32 protein-coding genes are annotated in these 26,279 nt (G+C 68.5%); 23 read left to right on the forward strand and 9 right to left on the reverse strand.

What is annotated here, in order from left to right; all coding sequences use genetic code 11:
- Positions 1-9: 9 nt before the first annotated feature.
- From BS69_RS0100790 to BS69_RS12975, 3 genes are read left to right on the forward strand one after another with little or no spacing between them, the layout of a single operon-like run.
- Positions 10-897, forward strand: coding sequence for an aldose 1-epimerase (locus tag BS69_RS0100790; protein WP_051676395.1), 888 nt, complete (start codon positions 10-12; stop codon positions 895-897).
- A complete protein-coding gene (locus tag BS69_RS0100795; protein WP_029940089.1) occupies positions 894-1,679 on the forward strand; it encodes a ZIP family metal transporter in 786 nt (261 codons plus the stop codon). Before BS69_RS0100790 ends, BS69_RS0100795 begins: the two co-directional genes overlap by 4 nt.
- A 34-nt stretch (positions 1,680-1,713) precedes the next feature.
- Positions 1,714-2,460 carry an energy transducer TonB gene (locus BS69_RS12975; RefSeq protein WP_084184200.1) on the forward strand — a complete coding sequence of 249 codons (747 nt, stop codon included), beginning with the start codon at positions 1,714-1,716 and terminating at the stop codon, positions 2,458-2,460.
- Here the strand turns inward: BS69_RS12975 and BS69_RS0100805 are convergent.
- Together BS69_RS0100805 and BS69_RS0100810 are read right to left on the reverse strand one after the other, a co-directional pair.
- Complete coding sequence (locus tag BS69_RS0100805) at positions 2,457-3,257, reverse strand: energy transducer TonB (protein WP_051676399.1); 801 nt, start codon at positions 3,255-3,257, stop codon at positions 2,457-2,459. The genes BS69_RS12975 and BS69_RS0100805 overlap by 4 nt on opposite strands.
- 10 nt (positions 3,258-3,267) lie before the next feature.
- The gene (locus BS69_RS0100810; RefSeq protein WP_037504282.1) at positions 3,268-4,551 is read right to left on the reverse strand and encodes an MFS transporter; all 1,284 of its coding nucleotides are present in this window, start codon (positions 4,549-4,551) and stop codon (positions 3,268-3,270) included.
- A 115-nt stretch (positions 4,552-4,666) separates the two neighbouring features.
- Here BS69_RS0100810 and BS69_RS0100815 point away from each other — a divergent pair, with 115 nt between their 5' ends.
- Positions 4,667-5,806, forward strand: coding sequence for an alpha/beta fold hydrolase (locus BS69_RS0100815; RefSeq protein WP_029940093.1), 1,140 nt, complete (start codon positions 4,667-4,669; stop codon positions 5,804-5,806).
- Between the two features lie 26 nt (positions 5,807-5,832).
- The gene (locus BS69_RS13445) at positions 5,833-6,144 is read left to right on the forward strand and encodes a hypothetical protein (RefSeq protein ID WP_051676402.1); all 312 of its coding nucleotides are present in this window, start codon (positions 5,833-5,835) and stop codon (positions 6,142-6,144) included.
- Here BS69_RS13445 and BS69_RS0100825 read toward each other — a convergent pair.
- Together BS69_RS0100825 and parE are read right to left on the reverse strand one after the other, a co-directional pair.
- A complete protein-coding gene (locus BS69_RS0100825) occupies positions 6,131-6,397 on the reverse strand; it encodes a hypothetical protein (protein WP_029940094.1) in 267 nt (88 codons plus the stop codon). The genes BS69_RS13445 and BS69_RS0100825 overlap by 14 nt on opposite strands.
- 62 nt (positions 6,398-6,459) lie before the next feature.
- Positions 6,460-8,439 (reverse strand): DNA topoisomerase IV subunit B, encoded by a 1,980-nt coding sequence (gene parE, locus BS69_RS0100830; protein ID WP_029940095.1) that lies wholly within the window; start codon positions 8,437-8,439, stop codon positions 6,460-6,462.
- Positions 8,440-8,625: 186 nt separating this feature from the next.
- Between parE and BS69_RS0100835 the strand changes: the two genes are divergently transcribed.
- A complete protein-coding gene (locus BS69_RS0100835; protein ID WP_029940096.1) occupies positions 8,626-9,111 on the forward strand; it encodes an Hsp20 family protein in 486 nt (161 codons plus the stop codon).
- A 52-nt stretch (positions 9,112-9,163) separates the two neighbouring features.
- On the opposite strand, the gene BS69_RS0100840 is transcribed toward BS69_RS0100835, so the two are convergent.
- A complete protein-coding gene (locus BS69_RS0100840) occupies positions 9,164-9,856 on the reverse strand; it encodes a GcrA family cell cycle regulator (protein WP_029940097.1) in 693 nt (230 codons plus the stop codon).
- Between the two features lie 63 nt (positions 9,857-9,919).
- On the opposite strand from BS69_RS0100840, the gene BS69_RS0100845 reads away from it, so the two are divergent.
- From BS69_RS0100845 to queE, 7 genes are all read left to right on the forward strand, one after another.
- Positions 9,920-10,753 (forward strand): ABC transporter permease, encoded by an 834-nt coding sequence (locus BS69_RS0100845; RefSeq protein ID WP_425423511.1) that lies wholly within the window; start codon positions 9,920-9,922, stop codon positions 10,751-10,753.
- 120 nt (positions 10,754-10,873) lie between these two features.
- Positions 10,874-11,410 (forward strand): hypothetical protein, encoded by a 537-nt coding sequence (locus tag BS69_RS13450; RefSeq protein WP_051676405.1) that lies wholly within the window; start codon positions 10,874-10,876, stop codon positions 11,408-11,410.
- A gap of 117 nt (positions 11,411-11,527) precedes the next feature.
- Entirely contained in the window at positions 11,528-12,718 is a 1,191-nt protein-coding gene (locus BS69_RS0100855) for an aspartate aminotransferase family protein (protein WP_029940100.1), read from the forward strand.
- A gap of 59 nt (positions 12,719-12,777) precedes the next feature.
- The gene (hslO, locus tag BS69_RS0100860) at positions 12,778-13,674 is read left to right on the forward strand and encodes an Hsp33 family molecular chaperone HslO (protein WP_029940101.1); all 897 of its coding nucleotides are present in this window, start codon (positions 12,778-12,780) and stop codon (positions 13,672-13,674) included.
- 25 nt (positions 13,675-13,699) lie between these two features.
- Entirely contained in the window at positions 13,700-14,113 is a 414-nt protein-coding gene (locus BS69_RS0100865; RefSeq protein WP_029940102.1) for a DUF3617 domain-containing protein, read from the forward strand.
- A 155-nt stretch (positions 14,114-14,268) separates the two neighbouring features.
- Positions 14,269-14,952: a 7-cyano-7-deazaguanine synthase QueC gene (gene queC / locus BS69_RS0100870; RefSeq protein WP_029940103.1), complete on the forward strand. Its 684-nt coding sequence runs from the start codon at positions 14,269-14,271 to the stop codon at positions 14,950-14,952.
- Positions 14,952-15,578 carry a 7-carboxy-7-deazaguanine synthase gene (gene queE, locus BS69_RS0100875; protein WP_029940104.1) on the forward strand — a complete coding sequence of 209 codons (627 nt, stop codon included), beginning with the start codon at positions 14,952-14,954 and terminating at the stop codon, positions 15,576-15,578. The genes queC and queE overlap by 1 nt, the downstream gene beginning before the upstream one ends.
- 4 nt (positions 15,579-15,582) lie before the next feature.
- Here the strand turns inward: queE and BS69_RS0100880 are convergent, their stop codons facing one another.
- The 3 genes from BS69_RS0100880 to lipB all read right to left on the reverse strand — a co-directional run bounded on the left by BS69_RS0100880 (position 15,583) and on the right by lipB (position 17,026).
- A complete protein-coding gene (locus tag BS69_RS0100880) occupies positions 15,583-15,921 on the reverse strand; it encodes a hypothetical protein (RefSeq protein WP_029940105.1) in 339 nt (112 codons plus the stop codon).
- Positions 15,922-16,026: 105 nt separating this feature from the next.
- The gene (locus tag BS69_RS0100885) at positions 16,027-16,278 is read right to left on the reverse strand and encodes a hypothetical protein (protein WP_029940106.1); all 252 of its coding nucleotides are present in this window, start codon (positions 16,276-16,278) and stop codon (positions 16,027-16,029) included.
- 46 nt (positions 16,279-16,324) lie between these two features.
- Complete coding sequence (gene lipB, locus BS69_RS0100890; RefSeq protein WP_051676408.1) at positions 16,325-17,026, reverse strand: lipoyl(octanoyl) transferase LipB; 702 nt, start codon at positions 17,024-17,026, stop codon at positions 16,325-16,327.
- Positions 17,027-17,107: 81 nt separating this feature from the next.
- Between lipB and BS69_RS0100895 the strand changes: the two genes are divergently transcribed.
- Positions 17,108-17,911, forward strand: coding sequence for a hypothetical protein (locus BS69_RS0100895; protein WP_029940108.1), 804 nt, complete (start codon positions 17,108-17,110; stop codon positions 17,909-17,911).
- Positions 17,912-18,008: 97 nt separating this feature from the next.
- Here the strand turns inward: BS69_RS0100895 and hemF are convergent, their stop codons facing one another.
- Positions 18,009-18,854, reverse strand: coding sequence for an oxygen-dependent coproporphyrinogen oxidase (hemF, locus tag BS69_RS0100900; RefSeq protein ID WP_029940109.1), 846 nt, complete (start codon positions 18,852-18,854; stop codon positions 18,009-18,011).
- A gap of 234 nt (positions 18,855-19,088) precedes the next feature.
- On the opposite strand from hemF, the gene petA reads away from it, so the two are divergent.
- The 9 genes from petA to BS69_RS0100945 all read left to right on the forward strand — a co-directional run bounded on the left by petA (position 19,089) and on the right by BS69_RS0100945 (position 26,199).
- Positions 19,089-19,658, forward strand: a complete 570-nt coding sequence (gene petA / locus BS69_RS0100905; RefSeq protein ID WP_029940110.1) for a ubiquinol-cytochrome c reductase iron-sulfur subunit — start codon at positions 19,089-19,091, stop codon at positions 19,656-19,658.
- Positions 19,659-19,669: 11 nt separating this feature from the next.
- Positions 19,670-20,986: a cytochrome b gene (locus tag BS69_RS0100910; protein ID WP_029940111.1), complete on the forward strand. Its 1,317-nt coding sequence runs from the start codon at positions 19,670-19,672 to the stop codon at positions 20,984-20,986.
- Positions 20,987-21,004: 18 nt separating this feature from the next.
- Positions 21,005-21,949, forward strand: a complete 945-nt coding sequence (locus tag BS69_RS0100915) for a cytochrome c1 (protein WP_084184202.1) — start codon at positions 21,005-21,007, stop codon at positions 21,947-21,949.
- Between the two features lie 164 nt (positions 21,950-22,113).
- Positions 22,114-22,647, forward strand: a complete 534-nt coding sequence (locus BS69_RS0100920) for an adenine phosphoribosyltransferase (RefSeq protein WP_029940113.1) — start codon at positions 22,114-22,116, stop codon at positions 22,645-22,647.
- Between the two features lie 74 nt (positions 22,648-22,721).
- Positions 22,722-23,102: a surface-adhesin E family protein gene (locus BS69_RS0100925; protein WP_029940114.1), complete on the forward strand. Its 381-nt coding sequence runs from the start codon at positions 22,722-22,724 to the stop codon at positions 23,100-23,102.
- A gap of 136 nt (positions 23,103-23,238) precedes the next feature.
- On the forward strand, positions 23,239-23,544 hold the full coding sequence (locus tag BS69_RS0100930) for a hypothetical protein (protein ID WP_156956781.1): 306 nt from the start codon (positions 23,239-23,241) through the stop codon (positions 23,542-23,544).
- A 75-nt stretch (positions 23,545-23,619) separates the two neighbouring features.
- Positions 23,620-23,784 (forward strand): hypothetical protein, encoded by a 165-nt coding sequence (locus BS69_RS14080; protein WP_156956782.1) that lies wholly within the window; start codon positions 23,620-23,622, stop codon positions 23,782-23,784.
- Between the two features lie 69 nt (positions 23,785-23,853).
- Positions 23,854-24,174, forward strand: coding sequence for a hypothetical protein (locus BS69_RS0100940; protein ID WP_029940116.1), 321 nt, complete (start codon positions 23,854-23,856; stop codon positions 24,172-24,174).
- 276 nt (positions 24,175-24,450) lie between these two features.
- The gene (locus BS69_RS0100945; RefSeq protein ID WP_156956783.1) at positions 24,451-26,199 is read left to right on the forward strand and encodes a polysaccharide deacetylase family protein; all 1,749 of its coding nucleotides are present in this window, start codon (positions 24,451-24,453) and stop codon (positions 26,197-26,199) included.
- Positions 26,200-26,279: the final 80 nt, after the last annotated feature.

The raw sequence follows: 26,279 nt of genomic DNA on the forward strand, positions 1-26,279 counted from the left end.
CGAGTTCATATGATGCTCCCGACCGCTTCCCTCATGCTTCGCGCCGGCCCCCTCGAGCTGGAGCTAAGCCCTTCGATCGGCGGGTCAATCACCCGTTTCACCTGGGTCGAGGGCAAGCGCCGCATCCCGCTCTTGCGCGAAAGCCACAGTGACGCGCGAACCGTTCTCGACCAGGCGAGCTTCCCCTTGGTCCCCTATGTGAACCGGATCCGCGGCGGCCGCTTCACCTTCCGCGGCCGCGAGGTGCGGATCGCGGCCAACATGGCCGGCGACATCTCGCCGCTCCACGGACAGGGCTGGCTCGGGGAATGGACCGTCGAAAGCGCAAGCGAGACCGAGGCCACCCTCCGTTTCGTCCACCCCACCGGCGAATGGCCCTGGTCCTACGAGGCCATGCAGCACGTCACGCTCGACCCGGCCGGTTTCTCGCTCAGGCTCGAGTGCCGCAACACCAGCGACAGCCCCATGCCCTGCGGCCTTGGCCAGCACCCCTATTTTCCCTGCGGCGCCGAGACCCGCCTGCGGACCGGGGTCGCCACCGCCTTCGAGATCGACGAGCATGTCCTGCCGGTCGCCGAGGTCCCCGCCACCGGCCGCTTCGACCTTGCCGACCGCGCCGTCTGCGGGCTCGGGCTCGACCATGGATTCGGCGGGTGGAGCGGGGAAGCGCTGATGACCGACCCCGCCTGGCCCGCGCCGCTTCGTCTTTCGAGCCCCGAGGCCCGCTTCTTCCAGCTCTATTCGCCAGCGACCGGCGGCATCTTCGTGGCCGAGCCGGTCACCCACGCCAATGCGGCCCTCAATGAGCCCGAGGAACGCTGGGCCGAGCTCGGGATGCGGGTCCTGGACCCCGGCGAAGCCATGGCGCTCGACCTCCGCCTCGAGCTTCGCGCATGAGCCTCGACCTCATCGCCACCGGCACGCTCGGCAGCTTCCTCGCGGGCCAGGCGACCACGCTCGGCGCGCTTCCGGTCTTCTTCATGCGCTCGATCAGCAAGCGCACCGAGAACGCCTTTCTCGGCTTCTCCGCGGGGATCATGCTCGCGGCGAGCTTTTTTTCGCTGATCATCCCGGGCCTCGAGGCGGCGGGCGAACTGCACGGCGGCAGCAAGACCGTCGCCGCCGCCATCGTCGCCGCCGCGGTCCTGCTCGGTGCGACGACGCTCCACATCGTCAACCGCTATGCCCCGCACGAGCATTTCATCTCGGGGCCGATGAGCGGCGCCGAGAAGAGCAAGCTCGCGCGCATCTGGCTGTTCGTGATCGCCATCTCGCTCCACAATTTTCCCGAAGGCCTCGCGGTCGGGGTCAGCTTCGGCAGCCCCGACCAGACCGCGGGCTATGCGACCGCTTTCGGGATCGGTCTCCAGAACATCCCCGAGGGCCTTGCGGTGGCGCTCAGCCTCGCCGCGGTCGGCTATGGCCGCGCTTATTCCTTCTTCATCGCGGTGCTGACCGGGCTGATCGAGCCCCTCGGTGGGTTCATCGGGATCAGCGCCATCTCGGTGTCGAGCGAACTCCTGCCCTGGGGCCTCGGCTTCGCGGGGGGCGCGATGATCTGGGTGGTGTCGAGCGAGATCATCCCCGAGACCCACCGCGACAAGCAGGAGGGAATTGCCACCTTCGCGCTGATGCTGGGCCTCGCGGTGATGATGTTCCTCGACTGGACCTTCGGCTAGGGACCCGCCTCGCCAAAGCCGCGTTGGACCGGCCATGGAACGATCGTGGGTCAGCAACCGGGACAGGGCGACGGCGGTAGTGGCCGTGGCGCTGGTCCATGCCGCGCTCTTCTCGGCCTTGCTGACGCTCGGTGCGGGCCGCGCGATCGTCGCGCAGATCGACCCGCTCAAGGTGTTCGACGTGACGCCCGATCCGCCGCCGCCCCCGCCCCCGCCCCCGATCACGGTTGAGACGAAGAAGGCGCCCAAACCCGAAGGCGCCTCCGCACCGCCCGCCAAGAAGGCCGAGGCGACCCCAATCGTGAAGCCTCCGCCCAGGGTGGTGCTGCCCGTAACCCCGCCGGTGGTCGCGGCGCCCAAGCCCGGCACCGGGGCCGCGCCGAGCCAAGGCGCCGCGCCGGTCGACGGGCCGGGGACGGGTGCGGGCGGGACCGGCAACGGAACCGGCAGCGGCGGCTCGGGATCGGGCCCGGGCGGCGGTGGTGGTGGCGGGGGCACCGGCCCCTCGGTCATTGCCAGCACTACGCTCACCGGCCGAAGCTACCCGCGCGACGTGCTTCGCGCCTGGCCACGCGGCGCCCGGGTGTTCGTCGCGGTCCGGGTCCAGGTCGACGGCCGCGCGACCGACTGCAAGGTCAACCGCTCGAGCGGCGACGCAATCGTCGACCAGTGGACCTGCCGGCTGGTCGAGGAGCGGGTCCGCTTCCGCCCGGCGATCGACGGCAATGGCCGGCCCTATGTGCGCTGGTACGGCTACGTCCAGGCACCGGTGAATTTCTAGTCCCGGACCTCGACCGCATCGACCCAGCGGTCGGGTCCGGCACGCGGCATCCACTCGTTGTCGCCCGGGACCCACGCCTCGACCGGGCGCCCCGCCGTGTCGCGCGCCGGGCGCCAGCGCAGCCGCCGCTGGGCCGAGGCGCAGGTCGCGGCGTCGAGCGCGGAAATCCCGCTCGAGCGCGTCACCTGGCATTCGCGAACCCGCCCGTCGCGCCCGATCAGCATCCGGAAGCCGACCCGGGTCACGCGGCGAAGCTCGAGCCCGCGCGGCGCATCACCCTCCTGGATGTCGCCCGAGACATATTCGGGCCCTTCGGCGACCCCGCCGCCACCGCCGCCGCCGGTCCCGTCGCCATAACGTCCCGCGCCCAGCCCCTCGCCCTCGCCGCCGCGGCCGGTGCCGGGACCGTCGATCGGAGCGGCGCCGGCCTTGGGCGCGGTGCCGGTGCCCGCGATCGGCGCGGCGGGGAGGGGCGGTGGCACGGGCAGGCGGACCTCGGGGGGCGGGGCGACGACCTCGGTCGGCGTGTTCTTCTTCGCCGGCGGGGCGGCGGCGCCCTCGGGATCCTTGGCTCGCTCGGTCGGCTTGCGCGCGGCTTCGGGCACCATCGGCGTCGCGGGCGGCTCGGGCTCGGGCTCGTTGAGGTCGATCAGCGCCAGCGGGGCCTTGAGTTCGGCCGGGACCGGCGCGACCCCAAGCCCCGCCAGCAGCGCCCAGCCGAGCGCAACATGGATGCCGACGACGATCGCCGCCGAGCGGAGGCGGTCTTCACGACTGACGAGGCGGTTGCGACGCATGGGCGCGGGCCTAGTCCTCGGCCCATGAACTCGGCCTTGCTCGGCGCGGCAGGGTCAGCAGCACCGGCAGCACGGCCAGCGCGACAATCGCGATCATCACGCCGGGCGCCAGCGTCCAGCCGCTCCGCTCGACCCAAAATTGCGCGAGCCATGGCGTGACCCCGCCGAAGATGGCGGTCGCTCCGGTCGCGCCCAGTGCCAGCGCGCTCAGCCGTCCTTCGCCCCCGACCTGCTCGGCCGTGGCCGCCGCGCCGACCGCGCTCACGCCGCCCGCGATGCCCGCGAGCACCACCGCGCCGATCAGCGCCTGTCCGCTCGACCCGCTCGCCATCCAGGCGAACATCGTCACCGGGAGGAGCGCGCAGAGGAGGGCGAGGAGAACCAGCAGGTTCCGCCGCCCGAAGCGGTCCGAGGCGGCGCCGATGAGTGGAGTCACCGCAATCACCACCACCGCCGCGATCGTCGCCAGCCACAGCGACAGTTCCTCGCTCATCCGCCCGGCCGAGGTCAGGAATGCCGGGACATAGGTGATGCCGACATAATAGCTGATCGATCCCAGCGCGGAGATGGCGAAGGCCCGGGCGATGCCGGCGCGATGGTGGGTGAGGACATGGCGGAGCGGGCTTTCGGGGACCGTGCCAGCACTTTGCTGACGCGCGAACTCGGGCGATTCCTCGATGCTCGCGCGGGCGATGCCGACGATTCCCGCCAAGGCCGCACCGAACAGGAACGGCAGGCGCCAGCCCCATTCGGCGAGTGCCGGGGGCGCGACGAGGCTGACGGTCAGCGCCGAGAGCCCGACCGCAAGCAACCCGCCGACCTCGCTGGCCGCCGCGGCGAGCGAGGTGACGAGGCCGCGTCGCTCGGGCCGGGCACCCTCGACCAGATAGGCGACCACGCCGGTATATTCGCCGCCGACCGCGAACCCCATGACGCAGCGCAGGGCCAGCAGCAGCCAGCCGGCGAGCGGGCCGATCGCCTCGCGCGTGGGCAGCAGCGCGATCCCCAGCATCGCCGCGGTCATCAGCGCGACCGAGGCGAGCAGCATCCTCCGCCGTCCGTAGCGGTCGCCGAGATGGCCGAAGGCGAGCGCCCCCACCGGCCGCATCAGATAGGCGATGGCGAAGCCCGCCAGCGTGTCGAGCAGCGAGCCCGACGAGTCGCCGAAGAACACCCGCGCCAGCACGGTCGCGAAATAGAGGTAGAGGGTGAAATCATACCATTCGACCACCGTCGAAAAGGCGGCGATCGTCAGCGACGAACGGGAAATGGGCTCGGTCCTCGTGCTGGTCATCGCCTCCCCTCTGCCGGGCCGGTGCCGAGACCCCGACCTTGGTCCAGATCATTGCCTTTCGTCGTGGAAATGCAGCATTCTGCGCGCACCCTATCCGCGAAAACCGGAGAGCGACATGGCCAAGCGAGCGACCTTCGTCCCCAACCTTCTCGGCGGGACCTTGTCCGCCGCCCTGGTCCTCTCGGGCCCCGCCGCCGCGCAGGGCGCCGGAAGCCTCGTCTCAGCCGTTCCCGTCACCGAGACGCCGGCCGGGACCCAGGCCTGGCGCGTGCGCTACCTGACCCGCACCGATCGCGGCGAGGTCCGCGAGGTTACCGGGATGGTGATCGCCCCGCGCGAGGCGATCCCGGCCCAGCCGCGCCCGGTCATCGCCTGGACTCACGGCACCTGGGGCACGGCCGAGAAATGCGCCCCCTCGCTCAGCCCCAATTTCTTCAACGTCACCCCCGCCATCGACGCCGTCCGCCGCGGCTATGTGGTGGTCGCCCCTGACTATATCGGTCTCGGCAATCCCGGCCCGCACCCCTATCTGGTCGGTACCGCCACCGCCCGCGCGGTGCTCGACGCGGTTCGCTCGGCCCGACAGATCGCCGGCGCCGCGGCAGGCAGCCGCTATGCCGTGTGGGGCGAGAGCCAGGGCGGCCATGCCGCGCTGTGGACCGGCCAGCTCCAGGGCGCCGAGGGGGCAGGGCTCACCCTCGTCGGGGTCGCCGCGGGCGCGCCGCCGACCGACCTTGCCGAGAATTTCCGCAAGGCGAGCGATCCCAGCGCCAAGGCCTTCCTCACCGCGCTCGCGACCGACAGCTGGAGCCGCTACTACAATGTGCCGCTGAAGCTCGGTGCCCGCCGCACCCCCGGGATCATCCAGCGCATGGCGCAGAACAATTGCGTCAGCGTCGACAAGCCCCTGAAGCTTGGAACCATCCTCGGGATCCTCGCGCTTCGGCAGGATCTCAGGAAGACCGACCTCGGCACGCTGCGCCCTTGGTCCTCCTATGTCGCCGCCAACAGCACCTCGCCCGTCAGCCGGGTCCCGGTCCTGTTCGCGCAAACCCGCGAGGATCCCCTCGTCGCCCCCGCCGTCACCCGGGCCTTCGCCCGCCGGATGTGCGCCAACCGCGTCCGTGTCCGGTGGATCGACCTTCCCGGCAAGGACCACGCCACCACCGCCAGGCAGAGCGCGGCGGCGACCATCGACTGGATCGACCAGCGCTTCGCCGGCGCCCGCGCCCCGAGCGACTGCGGCCGGATCTGAACGCTATCCCGGACAGGAGACCCCGAATGACCAAATTCGTCCTCGCCGCCGCCGTGACGCTTGCCGCGACCGGCGTCGCCACGGCCTCCACCCCGGCCGCCTGGGCCGCGCTCGACCGGCAGGTCAACCGCGCCTGCCTGATCGGCTCGGGCCTCACCCGCGCGAAGATCATCCCCGACAAGGCGAGCTTCCCCGACCGCGTGCCCGTCGAACTGCGGATCGTCGAGGGCTACAACCGGGGCAATGTCGTCGACGTGAAGCTCTGCGCCTACGACCGCCGGACCAAGCGCGCGGCCTTTGCCGAGGGACAGGGACGGCTCGGCGTCAATCGCCGCTAGCGTTGCTCGTGGCGTCGGTGACGGCGCGATCGTGCCCGCTCTTGTCGCTGTAGAAGCTGGCGGCGAACAGCCCGCAGCCGAGCAGGACCGAGATGAACACGCCGCCGATGACCGCGACGACCATGTGCGGGTAGAGATTGCCCGTCGCGCCGAGATAGGTGAGGGCGCCGATCGTCATCAGCACCGCGGCCACGACGATCCATTTCATGAGCCGCCGGAATTCGGCCGCGGCCTGCTGTTGCTGGGTGGGCATGGTCGTCATCTGGACGCTTCGACGGCCGAAGGCGATTGGACCGATTGTCCCAGGCTTCGCCCTCAGGCGTCGAGCTCGTCCTCGCTGACCGCGGCCGCGCGGCTCTGGATGAAGGCGAAGCGGTGCTCGGGGTTCTTGCCCATCAATCGCTCGACCAGGTCCTTGATCGGCTGGCGGTCCTCATACTGGCTCGGGAGCGTGACCCGCAGCAGCGAGCGGGTCGCCGGGTCCATCGTCGTTTCCTTGAGCTGGTTGGGGTTCATCTCGCCCAGGCCCTTGAAGCGGCTGACCTCGACCTTCTTGCCCTTGAACTCGGTCGCGATCAGCTCCTCGCGGTGCGCATCGTCGCGCGCATAGAGCGTCTTGGTCCCCGCGGTCAGCCGGTAGAGCGGCGGCTGCGCGAGGAACAGGTGCCCGCGGCGGACGAGCTCGGGCATCTCCTGGAAGAAGAAGGTCATCAGCAGGGTCGCGATGTGCGCGCCGTCGACGTCTGCGTCGGTCATGATGATGACCTTCTCGTAGCGAAGCGCGCCCTCGTCGAACTTGTCGCGGATCCCGCAGCCCAATGCGAGGTGGAGGTCGGCGACCTCCTGGTTGGCGCGGATCTTGTCGGCGGTGGCCGAGGCGACGTTCAGGATCTTGCCGCGGATCGGCAGGATCGCCTGCGTCTTGCGGTTGCGCGCCTGCTTGGCCGAGCCGCCCGCGCTGTCGCCCTCGACGATGAACAGCTCGGTGCCCGCCGGATCGTCCGAGGCGCAGTCGGTCAATTTGCCCGGAAGCCGGAGCTTGCGCGCGCTGGTCGCGGTCTTGCGCTTGACCTCGCGCTCGGCGCGGCGCTTCAGCCGCTCCTCCATCCGCTCAACGATCGAACCCAGCAGCGCCCGGCCGCGGTCCATGTTGTCGGCGAGATAATGATCGACATGGTCGCGCATCGCCGTCTCGACGAAGCGCGCCGCCTCGAGGCTGGTCAGCCGGTCCTTGGTCTGGCTCTGGAAATGGGGATTGCGGATGAACACCGACAGATAGCATTCGCAGCTCGCCATCACATCGTCGGCGGTGATGTCCTTGGCGCGCTTGTTGCCGACGAGCTCGCCGAACGCGCGAATGCCCTTGGTCAGCGCGGCGCGAAGCCCCGCCTCGTGGGTACCGCCGTCGGGGGTCGGAATGGTGTTGCAATAATAAGAGGTGAAGCCGTCGCTCCACAGCGGCCAGGCCACCGCCCATTCGGCGCGGCCCTGGCCGTCGGGAAAGTCCTGCGCGCCCGCGAAGGGCACGTTGGTGACGCACTCGCGCCCTTCGAGCTGTTCGGCGAGCGCATCGCCGAGCCCGTGCTCGAACTGCAGGACCGCGCTTTCCGGGACCTGCTCGGAAGCGAGGCTGGCGTCGCACTTCCAGCGGATCTCGACCCCGGCGAAGAGATAGGCCTTGGACCGCGCCAGCCGGAACAGCCGCGCCGGATCGAAGGCGAGCTCGCCGAAGATCTCGGGATCGGGGTGGAAGGCGACCGTGGTCCCGCGGCGGTTGGGCGCGGCGCCGACTTCCTCGAGCGGGCCGACGGCGTTGCCGCGCTCGAACCGCTGGCGGTAGAGTTTCTTGTCGCGCGCGACCTCGATCACCGTCTCGGTCGACAGCGCGTTGACGACGCTGATGCCAACCCCGTGAAGCCCGCCGGAGGTGGAATAGGCCTTGCCCTCGAACTTGCCGCCCGAGTGGAGCGTGGTGAGGATCACCTCGAGCGCCGACTTGCCCGGATATTTGGGATGCGGGTCGACCGGGATTCCGCGGCCGTTGTCGCTGACCGTCAGCCGATTGCCGGGGGCCAGCGTGATCTCGATCCGGCTCGCATGGCCGGCGACCGCCTCGTCCATGCAATTGTCGATGACTTCGGCGGCGAGGTGATGGAGCGCGCGCTCGTCGGTCCCGCCGATATACATGCCCGGCCGGCGCCGGACGGGCTCGAGCCCTTCCAGCACCTCGATGGCGGAGGCATCGTAATCGGTCGAAGGCGGAGGCGCGGGTTCGGCGCCGAACAGGTCGGTCATGTCGCCTGATCTTCTATCCATGCCGGCCGCGCATGGAAACAGGCGCGCGAACGACCTCTTGAAGGCTGCGACCATTTCACCACATCCGCGCCGCCGGGTGCCACATCGGGCCCGGCGACGGGCCAGAGGGGCCGGTCAGGCCCGGACGGTCCGCCTTGTTGCTCACAGTCAAGGAGGACAGGATCCATGCGTAGTTCGTTCGATTTCACCCCCTTCCGGCGCAGCGCGGTCGGCTTCGATCGCCTGTTCGACATGCTGGAAAGCAGCGCGGCCGCCGGCGCGGGCGAGAATTACCCGCCTTTCGACCTCATCAAGGAGGGCGAGCAAGATTATCGGATCGAGGTCGCGGTCGCCGGCTTCAAGCAGAGCGAGATCGAGATCACGAGCCATCAGAACGTGCTCGTCATCCGCGGCGCCAAGGCCGACGACGCGGGGGCCAATTACATCCACCGCGGGATCGCGACCCGTAGCTTCGAGCGGCGCTTCGCACTCGCCGACCACATTCACGTGACGGGCGCCGATCTGCATGACGGGATGCTCGCGATCACGCTGAAGCGCGAGATCCCCGAGGCGATGAAGCCGCGCCGGATCGAGATCGGTGGACGCGAAACCGCCTCGGCCGAACCGCGCATCGAGGCCCGCGCCGAAGCGCGCGAGCCTGAGCACGCCTGACAAGAAAAGGCCCCGGAAGCGCCGATGCTTCCGGGGCCTTTCCTGATTGAGGCTAGCGGACCCGCGGGCCGCCGTAGGGCAGGGGCGGGGGCGGGCGGCGGTCGCGGCGCGGCAGCTGCGCCTGATAGGCGACGCCGCAATGCTGGACGCAATAGGGATAGCCCGGATTGGCCGGCTGCCCGCAGAAGTGGAAGTCGGGCTCGCCCGGATGGCCGAGCGGCCACTTGCAGATGCGATCGTTGAGATCGAGCAGGCTGGTCTTGTCGGCGATCTCGGGCGAGGGCTTGGCCGGGACCAGCCGGCGCGGCGGCGCGGGCGGGATCGGCGCCTGCTGCTCGCCCGGGCCTTGGCGGATGAAGCCGCCCGGACCGATCGAACGATAGACGAGCGTGGTTTCGGTCTTGCCGGCCGGGGCGGCGGGCGCCGCGGGGGCCGGAGCCGGCGCGCGGGCTGGGGCCTCGTCGGGCATCGGCGCGGCGGTCTCGAGGATGGCGGCGATCGGCGCCTTGTCCTTGACCTTGGCGACCGGGCGCTCGTCGGCCGGGGCCGGCGCCGGGGCGGCCGCCGCGGCCTTCTCCTCGCCGGCCTTGACCGGGGAAGGGCGCGAATCGAGGCCGAGGCGATGCGCCTTGCCGATCACCGCGTTGCGGCTGACGCCGCCAAGTTCCTCGGCGATCGCGCTCGCAGTCTTGCCTTCGGCCCACATGGCCTTCAGCCGATCGATCCTCTCGTCAGTCCAGCTCATCGCACTCTTCAATCTGTTAAGGGCAGTTGCCGCCGTCGGTTGCAGCCGATAGTCGGTCATGCCGTGAACGACCAGCCCTCCCCGATCCGAATGCACCGCGCCGCGCCGGGCGAACAGCGCCTCACCGGAGTCAATTGGGGTGGGCTGAAGACCCTCTATGTGAAGGAGGTGCGGCGCTTCTTCAAGGTCCAGACCCAGACGGTCTGGGCGCCGGCAGTCACCACGCTCCTGTTCCTGGTCATCTTCACCGTCGCCTTGGGCGGCACCAAGCGCGAGGTGATGGGGGTGCCGTTCAGCCACTTCATCGCGCCCGGCCTGATCGTCATGGCGATGATCCAGAACGCCTTCGCCAATGCGAGCTTCTCGCTGCTGGTGGGCAAGATCCAGGGCACGATCGTCGATTACCTCATGCCCCCGCTCTCGACCGGCGAACTGATCGCCGGGTTGGTCGGCGCCGCCGTCACCCGCGCCTTCCTCGTCGGGTGGGCGGTGTGGCTGGCAATGACGCTGTTTCCTGGGGTCGACGTCACGGTCCGCCATCCGCTTGCCGCTTTCTGGTTCGGGCTGATGGGCGCGCTGCTGCTGAGCCTGCTCGGGCTCATCACCTCGATCTGGGCGGAAAAGTTCGACCATGCCGCGGCGGTCACCAATTTCGTGGTCGCGCCGCTGTCGCTACTCTCGGGCACCTTCTACTCGGTCGAGCAGCTGTCGCCCCTGTTCAGGGCGATCAGCCACGCCAACCCCTTCTTCTACGTCATCTCGGGCTTCCGTTACGGCTTCCTCACCGAGGCCGATTCGCCCGTGCTTCTCGGCGCGATCCTGCTGGCGGTGATCAACCTTGCCCTGTTCGGTCTCTGCTACGCGCTGCTGCGGAGCGGGTGGAAGATCAAGAACTGAAGCGATTCCGCCGCTTAACCGATTTACCTTGGTGAATGACGGATAACGGCGGTGTTCAGCCTGCCGCTTTGAGACCGCGCGTAAACCTCCCTCATCAAGCCTCGTTGAGGGAGTAAAGACATGAAGAAGTTCCTGATCGCCGCCGCCGGTCTCTCGGCCATTGCCGCCGCCGCGCCGGCCGCCGCCCAATATTATCCGGCCCCGCCGCCGCCGGCCTACGGCTACGGCTATGCCCAGCCGGGCTACAACCAGCCCTATGGCCAGGCCTATGGCTACAACTATCGCGACCAGCAGGGTCTCGTCCGTGCGTACCTCGTCCGGGCCGACCAGCTCCGCCGCCAGGTCGAGCGCCGCGACATCCGCAACCGGATCGGCGACCGCGAGGCTTATCGCCTGCGCAATGCCGCGATCGACCTCCAGAACCGGACTCGCAGCTTCGCCCGCGACGGTCTGTCGAACCGCGAGCGCTATGACCTCGACCAGCGTTTCGCCCGGCTCGAGCAGGCGCTGCGCTATGCCTCGAACAACCGTGGCTATGGCCAGTATCGCGACCGCGACCGGGACGGCGTGTGGGATCGCAACGACCCCCGCATCGACCGTGACCGTGACGGCCGTGACGACCGCTACGAGGACGACCGCGGCCGTTATCCCGGCTAAGCCGGGGACGGTCGGTCCGGGCGGGGGTTAACCCCGCGCCCAACCGGTCCTATAGAGGGCGCGGCTCCACCACGGGGCCGCGCCCTTTTCTTGTCCGCACTCCAGGAGCCCGTTCCAATGGCCATCACGCCGCTCATGCCCGTCTATCCGCGCTGCGAGGTGCGACCCGTGAAGGGCGAGGGCGTGTGGCTGATCGGCGAGGGCGGCGAGCGCTATCTCGACTTCGCCAGCGGCATCGCGGTCAACCTCCTCGGCCACAGCCACCCGCACCTGATCGGCGCGATCCAGAAGCAGGCCGAGACGCTGATGCACGTCTCCAACCTCTACGGCAGCCCGCAGGGCGAGGCGCTGGCGAAGCGGCTGACCGAGCTCACCTTCGCCGACACCGTCTTTTTCACCAATTCGGGCGCCGAGGCGGTCGAGTGCGCGATCAAGACCGCGCGCCGCTACCACCACGCCAAGGGCAATCCGCACAAGAACAAGCTGATCACCTTCAGCAATGCCTTCCACGGCCGGACGATGGCGACCATCTCGGCGACCGACCAGATGAAGCTGCGCGACGGCTTCGCGCCGTTGCTCGAGGGCTTCGAGGTGGTCGCGTTCGACGATCTCGACGCCGCGCTCGCCGCGATCGACGATTCGACCGCGGGCTTCCTCGTCGAACCGGTGCAGGGCGAGGGCGGCATCCGCCCGGCCAGCGAAGCCTTCATGAAGGGCCTTCGCGCCGCCTGCGACGAGCATGACCTGATGCTGGTGCTCGACGAGGTCCAGTGCGGCGTCGCCCGCACCGGCACGCTCTACGCCTACGAGCAGTATGGCATCGTTCCTGACATCCTCGCCACCGCCAAGGGCATTGGCGGCGGCTTCCCGCTCGGCGCCTGCATGGCGACCGAGAAAGCGGCGGCCGGCATGGTGATCGGCACCCACGGTTCGACCTACGGCGGCAATCCGCTCGCCATGGCCGCGGGCATGGCGGTGCTCGACGTCGTCGCCACCCCCGAGTTCCTCGCCCACGTCCGCGAGACCGGCCAGCGCCTCCGCTCGGCGCTCGAGCAGATGCTCCCCAACCACGACCATCTGTTCGAGAGCGTTCGGGGAATGGGGCTGATGCTCGGCGTCAAGATGAAGACCGACAGCCGGGCCTTCGTCGGCTATCTTCGCACCCGCGGGATCCTGACCGTCGCGGCCGGCGACAATGTCGTTCGCGTGCTTCCGCCGCTGATCATCGACGACGCCGACATTCGCGCCTTCGTCGACGGCCTCAGCGCCGCCGCCGCCGACTATGAGGTGCCGGCCCAGGCCGCCTGAGCCACTGAGGAGCGGGCCGCTCGCTTGTCGGGCGAAGCGGCCCTTCCTATCTTTCGGCCATGACCCCCGACATCTCGAATCTCGACGCGGCGCTTGGCGTCACCGTGCCGGCGCGGCACGCCCGTGGCCGCGCCGCCCGCATCGGCCCCGCGCTCGACGCGGTCCTTGCCGCCCACGCCTATCCCGCGCCGATCGAGAAGTTGCTCGCCGAGGCTTTGGTCCTGACCGCGCTGCTCGGCTCGCTGCTCAAGGACCCGCAGGGCCAGCTCACGCTCCAGGCGCAGACCCAGAACGGGATCGTCGACCTCATGGTCTGCGACTATCAGAATGGCGCGCTGCGCGGCTATGTCCGCCACGATCCGGTCCTGCTCGCCGACGCGGCCCACGCGCCGACGCTCGCGACTTTGTTCGGCGAGGGCTATCTCGCGATCACCTTCGACCAGCCCGCGACCAATGAGCGCTACCAGGGCATCGTGCCCCTCGAGGGCGAAAGCCTGGCCGACGCCGCGCAAAGCTATTTCGCCCAGTCCGAGCAGATCCCCTCGATCATCCGCCTCGCCGCGGAGAAGAAGGCCGACGGCCACTGGGTCGCGGGCGGGATCCTGTTCCAGCATCTGCCCGAGGGCGAGGAAGGCCGCGAGCGGCTCCACACCCGGCTCGACCATCCCGACTGGGATCATGTCGCGGTGCTCGCCGGCTCGGTGAAGCCCGAGGAACTGACCGACCCGGGCCTCGCGCTCGACCAGCTCGTCTGGCGGCTGTTCCACGAGGAGGCCGAAGTGCGCGTGCTGGAAAGCGCGCCGCTGTCGCGCGGTTGCCGCTGCGACCCCGATTACGTCCGCTCGGTCATCGCCCGCTTCCCCGAGGAAGAACGCGAGGCGATGAAGGGCGACGACGGCGTGATCCGGGTCAATTGCGAGTTCTGTTCTACCTCTTTCCCCATCTCATTTGCGTAACGGACTTCATGTTACGATGCGGGGGATGCGTCGATTCGCGTTTCTTTCCGCCGCCCTTGGCGGTCTCGCGCTGGCCGCCACGGCGGCCGCGACGATGGTCCCGCGCGCGCTGTCGGGAATCGCGCCCGGCGTCTGGGAGATAAGTCGTTCGGCCGCCGGAGGGGGAGCGCGGCCGATCTGCGTGCCGCGCGTCGTGCTGCTCGGCCAGATCGCGCACGGCAGCCAGATGTGCACCCGCACCGTCCTGCGCGACTCGCCCGGCGAACTGGTGATGGACATCAGCTGCGGGCCGTCGGACTTCGGGCGATCGCGGATCACCGTCACCACTCCGCGCTCGCTCAAGATCGAGACCCAGGGCATCCATCATGGCGAGCCGTTCGACATGACCGTCTATGCCCGCCGGGTCGGCAATTGCGCGCCCGCGCTTGAACGACGTTAAGGCCTCGTTTAACCAGTTTGCCCTATGAGGCTCCTGTGCCGCTCGAGGGCTGGCACGCTTTCCTCCCTGACGGGCTGACGCCCGAACCTGGGCCGCCTTTCGGGGCGGCCCTTCTTTTTGCCTTTGCGGGCCTGAGCCCCTAGATGCGCGCCGCCATGCAAACCTCCCGTCCCACTGCCGTCGTCCTCCTGTCGGGCGGGCTCGATTCGATGGTCTGTGCCGCGCTCGCGCGCGCGGCCGGCTATTCGGTCGTCGCGCTGACCGTCGATTATGGCCAGCGCCACCGGGTCGAGCTCGACGCTGCGACCGCGATCGCGGCGCGACTCGCCGACCGGCACGTCGTCCTTCCGCTCGACCTGCGCGCCTTCGGCGGCTCGGCGCTCACCGCCGACTTGGCCGTGCCCAAGGACGGGGTGGGGGAGGGCATTCCCGTCACCTACGTGCCGGCGCGCAACACCATCTTCCTCAGCCTCGCATTGGGCCTTGCCGAAGCGAGCGGCGCGCGCGACCTGTTCGTCGGCGTCAACGCGCTCGACTATTCGGGCTATCCCGATTGCCGGCCCGAGTTCGTTGCCGCCTTCGAAAGCCTCGCCAACCTCGCCACCAAGGCGGGCGTCGAGGGCGAGGGCTTCACCATCCACGCGCCCCTGCAGCACATGACCAAGGCCGACATCGCCCGCGAGGCGGCCCGGCTCGGCCTCGACGCGGGGCTCAGCCACAGCTGCTACGATCCCGGCGCTGACGGCGGTGCCTGCGGCGAGTGCGACGCCTGCCGCCTCCGCGCCAAGGGCTTCGAGGACGCCGGTCTTCCCGACCCGACCCGCTACGCGGCGGCCTGATGACCTACGCGGTCAAGGAATGTTTCCTGACCCTCCAGGGCGAGGGCGTGCAGACGGGCAGCCGGGCGGTCTTCCTGCGCTTTGCCGGCTGCAACCTGTGGAGCGGGCGGGAGACCGACCGAGCCACTGCCCAGTGCCGATTCTGCGACACCGATTTCGTCGGCACCGACGGGGTGAACGGCGGCAAGTTCGTTAGCGCCGAAGCGTTGGCCGATCACGTCGAGCGGCTGTGGGGCGAGGGCAGTGAGCGCCGCCTGGTGGTCGTCACCGGGGGCGAACCCATGCTCCAGCTCGATTCTCCACTGATCGACGCGCTCCACGCCCGCGGCTTGCGGGTCGCGGTGGAAAGCAACGGCACGCTTGCCGCCACGCCCGGGATCGACTGGCTGTGCATCAGCCCCAAGGCCGGGACCGAGGTGGTCCAGCGAAAAGGCGACGAATTGAAACTGGTCTGGCCGCAGGCGGGAATTGACCCCGCCGCGCTCGAGGACTGGGACTTCGCGCACTTCCTCGTCCAGCCGATGGACGGCCCCGCGGGCTCGGTCGAGGCGGCGATCGCGCTCGTCATGCGGCGCCCGCGCTGGCGCCTGTCGCTCCAGTCCCACAAGGTCGTGGGCCTGGCCTGAGCCCTCAGGCGGCGTTGTCGCCTGGCTCGGCGGCATTGTCCGCGGCCGGCGCAGGTTCGTTGTCGCTCTTGCCCGGGGCGGACGCCTTCTTCTCGCTCTTCGTGCCCTTGTCGGCGCCCTTGTCCGCCGCATTGCCGAGGTCGCCGCCGATCGGGGCGGGAACGTCGGCCGCCATCTTGGCATCGTCGGCGGTGGCGGCGTCGATCGCGGTCACGTCGTTGGCGATGACGTCTTCCTGCTCGAGGCCCGCATCGGCGACCGCGTCATTGGCGGTGGCGGGCTGCTTGTCGCCGCAGGCGGCGGTGAGAAGGGCGAGGCCGAGAAGCAGGGCGGAGCGCGTCATGGCCTCGGGCTAGCCGCTCCCGCCCCAACAGAAAAGGGGCCACCGACACGAAGTCGGCAGCCCCTCGTCCCATCACCGGGTCCCCGCGAGGGAGACCCGAGACGATTACATCGCGTTCGCGGTGTTGGCGTCGGCAGCGTTGGCAGCCGGGGCCATCGCGTTCGCGTCCATCGCGTTGGCGTCCATGGTCGCATTCGCGTCCATGGTGGCGTTCGCGTCCATCGCGTTCATGTCGGCCATGCCGGCATTCGCGTCGACGGCGACATTCTCTTCAACAACGGTGTTGTTGACCGATTCCTTGTTGCTGCAAGCAGCCAGCGAAAGGGCCGCACCGGCGACCAGGATCAGAGCACGCATTCAAGACTCCCTCGAAAAATAGCCGATCTGGCGTGGTTGCTCCACGTCACAAATCGGCTGGCGTTGTAGTGGTTCGTTTCGCGTCCGCCAAGAGGGGACCGCAGGACCCGAGTTTTGCGAGGAATAACGGGAACTTGGCTTCGAGTGCCCGGTCGAGCTGTGCCATATCCGCAGCAATATCGAGGGCTTCGAGGCTGGTCACGCCATGGGTTGCGATTCCGCACGGGACGATGCCCCCGAAATGCGAGAGGTCGGGCGCGACGTTGATCGAGAAGCCGTGAAGCGTCACCCAGCGCTTCACCCGCACGCCGATCGCGCCGATCTTGGCCTCGCCAGCGCCTTGGCCGGTCCAGATCCCGATCCGCCCCTCCGAGCGATGCGCCGCGACCCCGAGCTCACCCAGCGCGTCGATCACCCAGCCTTCGAGGGCATGGACGAAGCAGCGAATGTCCTTGCCGCGGCGGCCGAGGTCGAGCGTCAGATAACCGACCCGCTGCCCCGGCCCGTGATAGGTGTAGCGCCCGCCGCGCCCCGCCTCGAACACCGGAAAGCCCATCGGATTGAACAGTTCGGCCGGGTCGGCGCTGGTCCCGGCGGTGAACAGGGGCGGATGCTCGAGCAGCCAGACCCGCTCGTCCGCCTCGCCCGCCGCGACCGCCGCCGCGCGAGCCTCCATGTCCGCCAGCGCCTCGCGGTAATCGACGAGGCCGGCTGCGACCTTCCACTCCACCCCTTCGACCTGTCTCATCGGCTCCCCTTGGCGCGATCACTGGCAAAGGGGCAAGAGGGCGGCTAGGTCGCGAGCAGGACCCAGGGAGAACAGGCGGGCATGAAATTGTCGATCGGCAAGGCGTGGGACGAGGCCAAGGGGATCGCGGGCCGCGACGGCAATGTCCTGCTGGCGATCGCGCTGGCGCTGCTGGTGCTCCCCGGCACGATCATCGAGACCGTCGCGCCGAGCAGCCTGCGCGGCGAGGAGACCCCCCTGTGGGTCAGCCTGCTCGGGCTTGTCGCCCTGCTGGTGAACCTCGCCGGCCAGCTCGCCATCAGCCGCATCGCGCTCGAGCGCGCGGGGACGGTCGGCGACGCCCTTGCCATCGCCTTCCGCCGGCTCGCCGCCTTGTTTGGCGCGCTGATGCTGGTGGTGCTGCCCTTCGCGCTCATCCTCGGCATCATCCTCCTCGGGGCAGGCGGGGACATGGACCCGCAGAAGCTGCCGCCCGGCCCGGCCCTGGCGATCCTCGCGGTGATGCTGGTGTTCGTCTTCGTGCTTGTCCGGCTGTTGTTCCTGACCCCCCTCGCGGCCGACCAGCCGGGTGGACCGGTGGCGCTGCTCGGCGGCGCCTGGCGGCTGTCCAGGGGGCGCAGCGGGCGCCTGCTGCTCGTGGTGCTGCTCCTGATGCTGGTGGCGCTGCTGCTGGTCGCCGGCCTTGGCGGCGCGCTGTCGGCAGCGGTCATCCTGCTGCTCGGCCCGGTTGCGCCGTTCAACGTGAGCGCGCTGCTCGTCGCGCTCATCCAGCAGGTGCTGGCGGCGATCGTCTCGGTCTTCCTCGCGCTGACCGTGGCCCGGCTCTACGTCCAGGCCCGCAGCGGCGGAGTCATGGCCTCGGTCCCCGACGCAGGGCACCAGTAAAAACCCCAAGTTTCCTCGTTCGCCCTCAGCGAAGTCGAAGGGCAAGGTCCAACGTGCTTCGACTTCGCTCAGCACGAACGACCTTATGCGAGGGGCGCTAGTTCCACTTGGCCAGCGGCGGCAGGCTCATCAGGATCGAATCGACGTTGCCGCCGGTCTTGAGGCCGAAGGTGGTGCCGCGATCGTAGAGCAGGTTGAACTCGGCATAGCGCCCGCGGAAGACGAGCAATTGCTCCATGTCCGCCTCGCTCCACTCCTCGTTCATCCGCTTCCGCACGATCGCCGGAAAGGCTGCGAGAAAGGCTTCGCCGACATCGCGGGTGAAGGCGAAATTGGCGTCGAAATCGCCCTCGAGCCGGTCGTAGAAAATCCCGCCGACCCCGCGCGACACCTGGCGGTGGGGGAGCCAGAAATACTCCTCGCACCACTTGGAATAGCGCTCGTAATAATCCGCCCCATGCGCGTCGCAGGCGGCCTTGAGCGCGGCATGGAAGGCGGCCGTGTCCTCGGCCTTGGGGAGGGCGGGATTGAGGTCCGCGCCGCCCCCGAACCAGCGCCGGCTGGTGGTCAGGAAGCGCGTGTTCATGTGCACCGCGGGGACATTGGGATTGGCCATGTGCGCGACGAGGCTGATCCCGGTCGCGAAGAAGCGGCGGCCATTCTCCTCGGCGCCGGGGATCGCCTTGGCGAATTCCTCGCTGAAGGTGCCGCCGACGGTCGAGACATTGACCCCGACCTTTTCGAACACCTTGCCCTTCATGAGACCGCGAACGCCCCCGCCGCCGGGCTCGCCCGAGGGGTCCTCGCGGTCCCAGGCGGTATATTCGAACTGGGCGTCGGAGCCGGCTTCGCGCTCGATCGCCTGGAATTCGTTGCAGATGCGGGTGCGCAGGGCTTCGAACCAGGCGCGGGCGGCGGCTTGCTGATCGTCAAGGGGCTCCATGACCACGATGGCTAGCGGCTCGAACGGCCGAGCGCCATTGATTGTGATCAAACCGTCGCAGGTGAGGACGGAGAATCGTTTCGACCCCGGACCGCCCTTTGGACACTTGAGCCACGATGAACGGCTCGCTATCAGGCGCGCCAATTCCGTTCCGGCGTCGCCGGTGCGGCAACCATCGTCATTCATTCCGGTGTCCTGCCGGAACGAGCAGAAGCCAAGCGACCGAAGGACCCTATGGCCACCGTCGAACACACCCCGCCGCAAACCCACGGAGAGGCCGGTGACGGCGTCCGTCGCCGCGATTTCATCAACATCGCCGCGGTGAGCTTCGCCGGCGTCGGCGGTGCCGTCGCGGTCGCCCCGCTGCTGATGCAGGCGGCCCCCTCGGCCGACGTGCTGGCGCTGTCCTCGATCGAGGTCGACATCTCCAAGATCGTCCCGGGCCAGGGGATTAAGACCAGCTGGCGCAAGCAGCCGGTGTTCATCCGCAACCTCACCCCGGCCGAGATCCAGAAGGCCAATGAGGTCGACGTCGGCAGCTTGCGCGATCCGCAGAGCCTCGCCGACCGGACCAAGCCGGGCAAGGCCAACTGGCTGATCACGCTCGGCGTCTGCACCCACCTCGGCTGCGTGCCGCTCGGCATCGGCGAGGGCGAGAACCGCGGCGACTACGGCGGCTATTTCTGCCCCTGCCACGGCAGCCACTACGATACCGCCGCCCGCATCCGTAAGGGTCCGGCCCCCAAGAACCTTCACGTGCCGGACTATTCGTTCAAGTCCGACACCGTCGTCCAGATCGGTTGAGGTAGAAGAGCATGAGCTTTGCCTGGGCCAAGCCCTATGAGCCGAAGACCCCGCTCTCCAAGTGGGTCGACCAGCGCCTGCCGCTTCCCCGTCTCGTCTATGGCGCGATCGGCGGCGGTTATCCGGTGCCGCGCAACCTCAACTATTTCTGGAACTTCGGCGTCCTCGCCGGCCTCGCCCTGATGATCCAGATCGTCACGGGCATCGTGCTGGCGATGCACTATTACAGCTACACCGGCGGCGCCTTCGACAGCGTCGAGCGCATCATGCGCGACGTCAACGCGGGCTGGGTGCTCCGCTACGTCCACCAGAATGGCGCGAGCTTCTTCTTCGTGGTGGTCTACATCCACATCTTCCGCGGCCTTTATTACGGTTCGTACAAGGCCCCGCGCGAGATGGTGTGGTTGCTCGGCCTCGTCATCTACCTCCTGATGATGGCGACCGCCTTCATGGGCTACGTCCTTCCCTGGGGGCAGATGAGCTACTGGGGCGCGCAGGTCATCACCGGCTTCTTCTCGGCCATTCCGGTCGTCGGCGAGCCGCTGCGCGTGTTCATCCTCGGCGGCTACGCGCCCGACCAGGCCGCGCTGACCCGCTTTTTCTCGCTCCATTATCTGCTGCCGTTCGTGATCGCGGGCGTCACCATCCTCAAGATCTGGGCGCTGCACATCCCGGGTTCGTCGAACCCGACCGGCGTCGACGTCAAGGACGAGAAGGACACGCTGCCCTTCCATCCCTATTACACCGCCAAGGACGGCTTCGGGATCGGCGTCGCGCTGTTTCTCTTCGCGCTGTTCGTCTTCTTCTTCCCGTACAGCCTCGGCCACCCGGACAACTACATCGAGGCGAACCCGCTGGTGACCCCGGCGCACATCGTCCCCGAATGGTATTTCTGGCCGTTCTACGCGATCCTTCGCGCCTTCACGGTCGACTTCATCCTGCCGGCCAAGCTGTGGGGCGTGCTGGCGATGTTCGGCTCGATCCTGCTGCTGTTCTTCCTGACCTGGCTGGACCGCTCGCCGATCCGCTCGACCAGCTACCGCCCGGTCTACCGCATCTTCTTCTGGATCCTGGTCGTGGACATCCTGATCCTCGGCTGGTGCGGCGTGTCGCCGGCGGAGCAGCCGTACATCGCGATCAGCCAGATCGCGGCGGCCTATTACTTCGCCCACTTCCTGATCATCCTGCCGCTGGTCTCGAAGTTCGAGAAGCCGCGGCCGCTGCCCAACTCCATCTCCGAGAGCGTGCTGCACGGCGAACGCAAGGAAAGCCGGCCCTATGGCCTGGCGCCGAGCGGTTCGACCACCGCGCCGCAGCCGGCCGAATAAGGGAAAGAAAACAGACCAATGGCCCGCATCATCGGTTTCTTCGTCGGCCTCGGCTTTGTCGGCGTCCTGCTCTTCTCGCTGGTCGTGAACGGACTGGATTACTTCCGTAATCCGCCCGAGCCGACCGCCGCGCACGAGTTCCACAAGCACCCGCGCGACGCCGAGCTCCCCTCGGCCGGCATGATGGGCAAGTTCGACCGTGCCCAGCTCCAGCGCGGTTTCCAGGTCTACAAGGAAGTCTGCTCGGCCTGCCACAGCCTGAAGTACGTCAGCTTCTACCAGCTCCACGACCTCGGCTATTCCGAGGCCGAGGTGAAGGCGATCGCCAACCAGTGGGCGACCGAGGTTCCCTCGATCAACCCCGACACCGGTGAAGCCGCGACCCGCAAGGCGCTGGTCTCCGACCGCTTCCCCAGCCCTTACGCGAACGAGACGGCGGCCCGCGCGGCGAACAACAATGCGCTTCCGCCCGACCTGTCGCTCATCACCGAGGCGCGCGAGGACGGCCCCAACTATGTCTACTCGCTGATCACCGGCTATGCCGACCAGGCGGGGTACAAGAACGACAAGGGTGAGGAGCTCCTCAAGAAGTTCCCCGACGCGGCGACCCCGCAGGGGCTCTACTTCAATCCTTATTTCGCCAACCTCAACATCGCCATGCCGCCGCCGCTCGCGGCCGACGGCCAGGTGACCTATGCCGACGGCACCGTCGCCACCAAGGACCAGATGGCCAAGGACATCGCGGCCTTCCTGACCTGGACCGCCGAGCCGACGCTGGAGCGTCGTCACAGCGCGGGCTGGGCGGTGCTGCTGTTCCTCGCCATCGCCACCGGCCTTGCCTATCTCTCGTACCGGAACATCTGGGCCGAGGCGAAGCGCAAGGTGGCGCCGCGCGGCCCGCTCGATCCCGAGAACAAGGCCCGCATGGACGCCGCCAAGGCCGAAAGCGGAATCGCCGGCTGACGCGGACGGCAAGCCAAGAACGAAGGGCTCCCGCCGAAAGGCCGGAGCCCTTTTTTCTGCCCGTCACCCCGGGCTTGACCCGGGATCCCGCTTCTTCTCTTGGCGCAGCTAGACAGAAGCGGGATGCCGGATCGGGTCCGGCATGACGACCAAGGTGAAGTGACATGAGCCCCGACCAGATCCGCGCCCTCGTCCGGACCATTCCCGATCACCCCAGGCCCGGGATCATGTTCCGCGATGTGACGACGCTGCTGCTCGACCCCGCCGGCCTCGCCGCCGCGATCGACCAGCTGGCCGAGACCGTCACCCACAAGCCCGACCTCGTCGCCGGGATCGATGCGCGCGGCTTCGTCGTCGGCACGGGCCTCGCGCTGCGCCTCGGCTGCGGCCTCCTCCTCGTCCGCAAGGACGGAAAGCTCCCCGGCGAGACCATCGCCGAGGATTATGCCCTCGAATATGGCACCGACCGGCTCGCCATGCATGTCGACGCCTGCGCGCCCGGCCAGAAGGTGCTGATCGCCGACGACCTCCTCGCCACCGGCGGCACCGCGCTCGCCGCCGCCCGCCTCGTCCGCCGCGCCGGGGCCGAGGTCGCCGGCGCCCGCTTCCTCGTTGACCTCCCCGACCTTGGCGGCAGCGCGGCCCTCCGCGCCGAAGGCATCGACACCGCCAGCCTGATGGAATTCGCCGGGCATTAGGTTGCGGATCGCGCCCTTGTTTTTCGGGTACGGCCGGTGTCCCCTGAGCATCCTTCCCGGGAGCCCGAGCCACGATGCGCCTGCTGTCCGTCCTGATTATCGCCGCCACGACTCTCGCCGCGAGCCCGGCCTCGGCCGAACGCTGGCATGTCATGCTGCAGGACAGCCGTCTCGAATATCGGGTCGACCTCGACTCGGTCCGTCACTCGGGAAGGCAAGTCACCTACCGGCTCCGCGCCATCCGCCGGAATTCGCCGACCCCCGTCGCGGCGACTGAAAACGTCAATGCAATCGATTGCGCCGCCAACCGGCGACGGATGCTGTCCTCTACGGTCCTCACTCGCGATGGCCGCTGGTCCGCGCAGCAGGCGGGTAGGGACGACTGGACCCCGATCCCGCCCGGCTCGCTGTCGAGCGCCATCCGCGACCTGCTCTGCGCCCGCCAGCCGGACTAGCCGGCGGCTCGGTTCGCCTGAGCCGGGCATCTTTCCGCCCCGTCGGACTTGTGCCCTGATCAGGGCGGGCCATATGCTCCACCAGGCAATGGGAACCAGCGACCCTCATCGCCCGAGCCGCCACCGCGGCGTCGCGATGCTTCTGGCACTGCTCTACGGCGTGCTCACCGGGGCGAGCCTCGCGCCGGCGCCCGTCGCGGCCCAGCCCACCACCATTTCCGCGCAGTCGGAGCGAGCGATCCTCTCGACCGCCGGCAAGAACCGCGCCGCCGCGCTCAAGGCGCAGCGCTCCTCGCCCGACCTCGGCTTCCTGCCCGCGACCCCGGTCGAGCAGCGCAGCCTCGGTCTCCGGGCGACCGCGCAGAATGCCGCACCCCGGCACGGCCTCGCCGCGGCAACCGCCGCTTCCCCCTATCGCGCCCGGGCTCCTCCAGCCGCCTGATCGACCCTTCCAAGGACCATCGAACAGCAAATGCCGCAGCCCGTGAGCGCTGCCGGCAGCAATGGAGATTTGCCCATGTCCACCATGACCCTGAGGCTGACCGAGCTCAGCTACGACGTCGATCGCGCGCTCGCCGGTGAGCTTCGCCGCACCCGGCCGAGCCCGCTGCGCGTGTTTCGCCTCCGCCGCTTGAAGAGCCTGATCCGGCAGCGCTTCGAGCGGCTCCTCCGCCGCGGCTGAGGCCGACCACCATTCCTAGAATCTGTGCGGGCGGGGACGGGCAGGCCTGTCCCCGCCCGAGGAGTATGCATGTCTTTTGAAGAACTCCAAGGTCGCGCCCGCTGGGCGGACGACGACCGAGCACTGACGCGCCTCGAGCATCTGCTGATGCGTTACCCGGAACTCGCCCCCGCCGAGACCAGCGAGATCGGCCAGCGGCTTCTGGCCACCGGCCCGCTCGACATGGGCCTCCTGTCCGCCAATCCGGCGGCCTGGGCCCAGGCCGAACGCTATCGCGCCGACCATCCCCACCTCTTCCGGATGAGCCTCACAAGCCGCCTCTGGCTCGCCGCGCTCGCGCTGGCGGTGGTGGGCAGCATCATCTGGCTATGGGACGTCGCTGTCCCCTGACGATGCGGCGGGAGCGGCCGCGGCGCTGCTCCCGCTTCATTGCATTGTGGAAGCGAAGCTGACCGCCATCCGGCGCAAAGCGTTGGACCGATTGCCGACCTTATAATAGGTCAGGCGCGAGGCCTGTCAGCCTTGCTCGCCGAAGGCATGAAGGTCTCGGACCCGAAAGTCTCACCGCAACCTTAACTGCACGGCACGAGGCGGTCCCGGTCGGGTTGCCATACCCTCGTGAACGATGAACTTCCCGGGATCCGACACGTGAAAAGAACTCTAGTGGTGCTCGCGGCACTGGCCTGCCTGGCCGCGGCCTGGTCGCTCTGGGTGCGCAAGAGCTCGCCAGCCATCTTCGAGTTCGAGAACGTGTCCGGTCCGGAGGAGGCCAGCAGCCTACCGCAACCCGTCGCGATGCGGGTATCCGATTACGACCGCGGTGGCCCCAATCGACTGGCCGTTCTGGTCACGGATCCCGAGTCCGACTGGATGGGCCTCGTCCGTGGTTTCAAGTCCCACGGCATCCCGGCGACCTTCACGACCAGTCCCAATACAGCGCTCCGGCATCAGGTCGTCATCGCCTATCCAGGCATTTCAGGCCGGCTGGTCTCGCAGGCCGGGATCAGGGCGTTGGCCGATCACGTCCGCACCGGCGGCACCTTGCTGACGATGGACCTGGCGGGCGGCGGCCTCGAAGAATTGTTCGGCATCGAGCGGCAGCTGCCCAGCCGGGAACGAACCGCTGTGCGATGGCTGGCCCCCGGCGACCGGCAGGACCGGTTGACGCCGTTCAGCAGCGCGCAGGCCGAAGTAAAGATCGGAAGCCTCTCGTTCGTGCCGACCACCGCGCAAACACTGGCCCGTTACGACGACGGAAGCGCGGCCGTCGTGTGCCGGCAGGTGGGGGGCACAGCCTGCCTCCTCGGCGTCGACCTCGGCTCGATGGCTCAGCGTGCGATGAACGGTCGCGCCGAGGGTTACTCTCCCGAGTTCGTCAACAACTACGAGCCGGGCATGGACGTGGTCTTCCGATGGATCCGCGATCTCTACGTGCAGGGCGAGGACGACCCCTACCTAATCGGCACGGCACCGGCCGGGCACAGAGGCAGCCTCATCCTGACCCACGACGTCGATGCCTCGAAGGCCGTCGCCAATTCGCAGCGCTACGCGGAGGCGATCAGGAAGGCCGGTTCGTCGGCGACCTTCTTCATGCAGACCAAATACGTTCGCGACTGGAACGACGATATCTTCTTCAATTCGGCGACCGTCTCGACGCTGAAGAGCGTCGCGCAGAACATGGAGCTTGCCAGCCACACGGTCGCGCACTCCCGCGCCTTCAAGGCCTTCCCGATCGGATCGGGCGACGAGCGCTATCCCGACTATCGTCCGTTCGTGCGGGACAGGACATCGGCGAGCGGAGGGAGCATCTTCGGCGAGCTTCGCGTGTCGAAATTCCTGCTCGAACGATTGGTCGGCGCCAAAGTGCGGTCTTTCAGGCCGGGTCATCTCTCCTATCCGGAAAACCTGCCCGAGGCCCTCGCGGCCACGGGCTATCGCTACTCCTCGGACCTGACCGCAAACAGCGCGCAGACGCATCTGCCGTTTCAGCTCAGCTATGGCCGGTCGGGTCGCGGACTGGTGCCCGTCTGGGAATTCCCGGTCACGATCGAAGACGAGAAGGCCCCGGCACTCGTTCAACGCTTCGGGGCGACGGTCGACGTGCTCGACCGGATTGCGGCACACGAAAGTGTCGCCGTCCTCATGATCCATCCCGACCAGGCGGGCCCCAAGTTGCAATTTGAGGAACGGCTGATCGCCCGAATGAAGGACAAGCTCTGGATCGGATCGCTCGAGGCCTTCGGGGACTGGTGGAGCGCCCGTGACCGGCTTGAGATCGACTATGAAGGGTCGACGCTCAAGATTCAGGCGCCCGCCCGTGTCGACGAGGTGACGATCCGTTTTCCGAAGCGTCGGACGCAAAGATTCGTCGTCCTCGACGGCCTGCGCGGTTCACGACAGATGTCGGTTCAGTAAGGTTCCGAGAGGCGGAACTGGGCCCAGCCCTGGGCGTCCGGGATCGGGCGTTCCGGCTGTCCTGACGGGGACTTCGCGAA

The organism is Sphingomonas astaxanthinifaciens DSM 22298 (assembly GCF_000711715.1).
Lineage (GTDB): Bacteria > Pseudomonadota > Alphaproteobacteria > Sphingomonadales > Sphingomonadaceae > Sphingomicrobium > Sphingomicrobium astaxanthinifaciens_A.

Excerpts from the sequence above, each read along its gene's own strand:
- parE (WP_029940095.1), bottom strand. The coding sequence starts at position 8,439 with ATGACCGACCTGTTCGGCGCCGAACCCGCGCCTCCGCCTTCGACCGAT.
- queC (WP_029940103.1), top strand. The coding sequence starts at position 14,269 with ATGCAAACCTCCCGTCCCACTGCCGTCGTCCTCCTGTCGGGCGGGCTC.
- BS69_RS13450 (WP_051676405.1), top strand. The coding sequence starts at position 10,874 with ATGAAGAAGTTCCTGATCGCCGCCGCCGGTCTCTCGGCCATTGCCGCC.
- lipB (WP_051676408.1), bottom strand. The coding sequence starts at position 17,026 with ATGAGACAGGTCGAAGGGGTGGAGTGGAAGGTCGCAGCCGGCCTCGTC.
- BS69_RS0100865 (WP_029940102.1), top strand. The coding sequence starts at position 13,700 with ATGCGTCGATTCGCGTTTCTTTCCGCCGCCCTTGGCGGTCTCGCGCTG.
- BS69_RS0100925 (WP_029940114.1), top strand. The coding sequence starts at position 22,722 with ATGCGCCTGCTGTCCGTCCTGATTATCGCCGCCACGACTCTCGCCGCG.
- hslO (WP_029940101.1), top strand. The coding sequence starts at position 12,778 with ATGACCCCCGACATCTCGAATCTCGACGCGGCGCTTGGCGTCACCGTG.
- BS69_RS0100895 (WP_029940108.1), top strand. The coding sequence starts at position 17,108 with ATGAAATTGTCGATCGGCAAGGCGTGGGACGAGGCCAAGGGGATCGCG.
- BS69_RS0100940 (WP_029940116.1), top strand. The coding sequence starts at position 23,854 with ATGTCTTTTGAAGAACTCCAAGGTCGCGCCCGCTGGGCGGACGACGAC.
- petA (WP_029940110.1), top strand. The coding sequence starts at position 19,089 with ATGGCCACCGTCGAACACACCCCGCCGCAAACCCACGGAGAGGCCGGT.
- queE (WP_029940104.1), top strand. The coding sequence starts at position 14,952 with ATGACCTACGCGGTCAAGGAATGTTTCCTGACCCTCCAGGGCGAGGGC.
- BS69_RS0100825 (WP_029940094.1), bottom strand. The coding sequence starts at position 6,397 with ATGCCCACCCAGCAACAGCAGGCCGCGGCCGAATTCCGGCGGCTCATG.
- BS69_RS13445 (WP_051676402.1), top strand. The coding sequence starts at position 5,833 with ATGACCAAATTCGTCCTCGCCGCCGCCGTGACGCTTGCCGCGACCGGC.
- BS69_RS0100885 (WP_029940106.1), bottom strand. The coding sequence starts at position 16,278 with ATGCGTGCTCTGATCCTGGTCGCCGGTGCGGCCCTTTCGCTGGCTGCT.
- BS69_RS14080 (WP_156956782.1), top strand. The coding sequence starts at position 23,620 with ATGTCCACCATGACCCTGAGGCTGACCGAGCTCAGCTACGACGTCGAT.
- BS69_RS0100795 (WP_029940089.1), top strand. The coding sequence starts at position 894 with ATGAGCCTCGACCTCATCGCCACCGGCACGCTCGGCAGCTTCCTCGCG.
- BS69_RS0100915 (WP_084184202.1), top strand. The coding sequence starts at position 21,005 with ATGGCCCGCATCATCGGTTTCTTCGTCGGCCTCGGCTTTGTCGGCGTC.
- hemF (WP_029940109.1), bottom strand. The coding sequence starts at position 18,854 with ATGGAGCCCCTTGACGATCAGCAAGCCGCCGCCCGCGCCTGGTTCGAA.
- BS69_RS0100810 (WP_037504282.1), bottom strand. The coding sequence starts at position 4,551 with ATGACCAGCACGAGGACCGAGCCCATTTCCCGTTCGTCGCTGACGATC.
- BS69_RS0100910 (WP_029940111.1), top strand. The coding sequence starts at position 19,670 with ATGAGCTTTGCCTGGGCCAAGCCCTATGAGCCGAAGACCCCGCTCTCC.
- BS69_RS0100930 (WP_156956781.1), top strand. The coding sequence starts at position 23,239 with ATGCTTCTGGCACTGCTCTACGGCGTGCTCACCGGGGCGAGCCTCGCG.
- BS69_RS0100835 (WP_029940096.1), top strand. The coding sequence starts at position 8,626 with ATGCGTAGTTCGTTCGATTTCACCCCCTTCCGGCGCAGCGCGGTCGGC.
- BS69_RS0100815 (WP_029940093.1), top strand. The coding sequence starts at position 4,667 with ATGGCCAAGCGAGCGACCTTCGTCCCCAACCTTCTCGGCGGGACCTTG.
- BS69_RS12975 (WP_084184200.1), top strand. The coding sequence starts at position 1,714 with ATGGAACGATCGTGGGTCAGCAACCGGGACAGGGCGACGGCGGTAGTG.
- BS69_RS0100790 (WP_051676395.1), top strand. The coding sequence starts at position 10 with ATGATGCTCCCGACCGCTTCCCTCATGCTTCGCGCCGGCCCCCTCGAG.
- BS69_RS0100920 (WP_029940113.1), top strand. The coding sequence starts at position 22,114 with ATGAGCCCCGACCAGATCCGCGCCCTCGTCCGGACCATTCCCGATCAC.
- BS69_RS0100880 (WP_029940105.1), bottom strand. The coding sequence starts at position 15,921 with ATGACGCGCTCCGCCCTGCTTCTCGGCCTCGCCCTTCTCACCGCCGCC.
- BS69_RS0100855 (WP_029940100.1), top strand. The coding sequence starts at position 11,528 with ATGGCCATCACGCCGCTCATGCCCGTCTATCCGCGCTGCGAGGTGCGA.
- BS69_RS0100805 (WP_051676399.1), bottom strand. The coding sequence starts at position 3,257 with ATGCGTCGCAACCGCCTCGTCAGTCGTGAAGACCGCCTCCGCTCGGCG.
- BS69_RS0100840 (WP_029940097.1), bottom strand. The coding sequence starts at position 9,856 with ATGAGCTGGACTGACGAGAGGATCGATCGGCTGAAGGCCATGTGGGCC.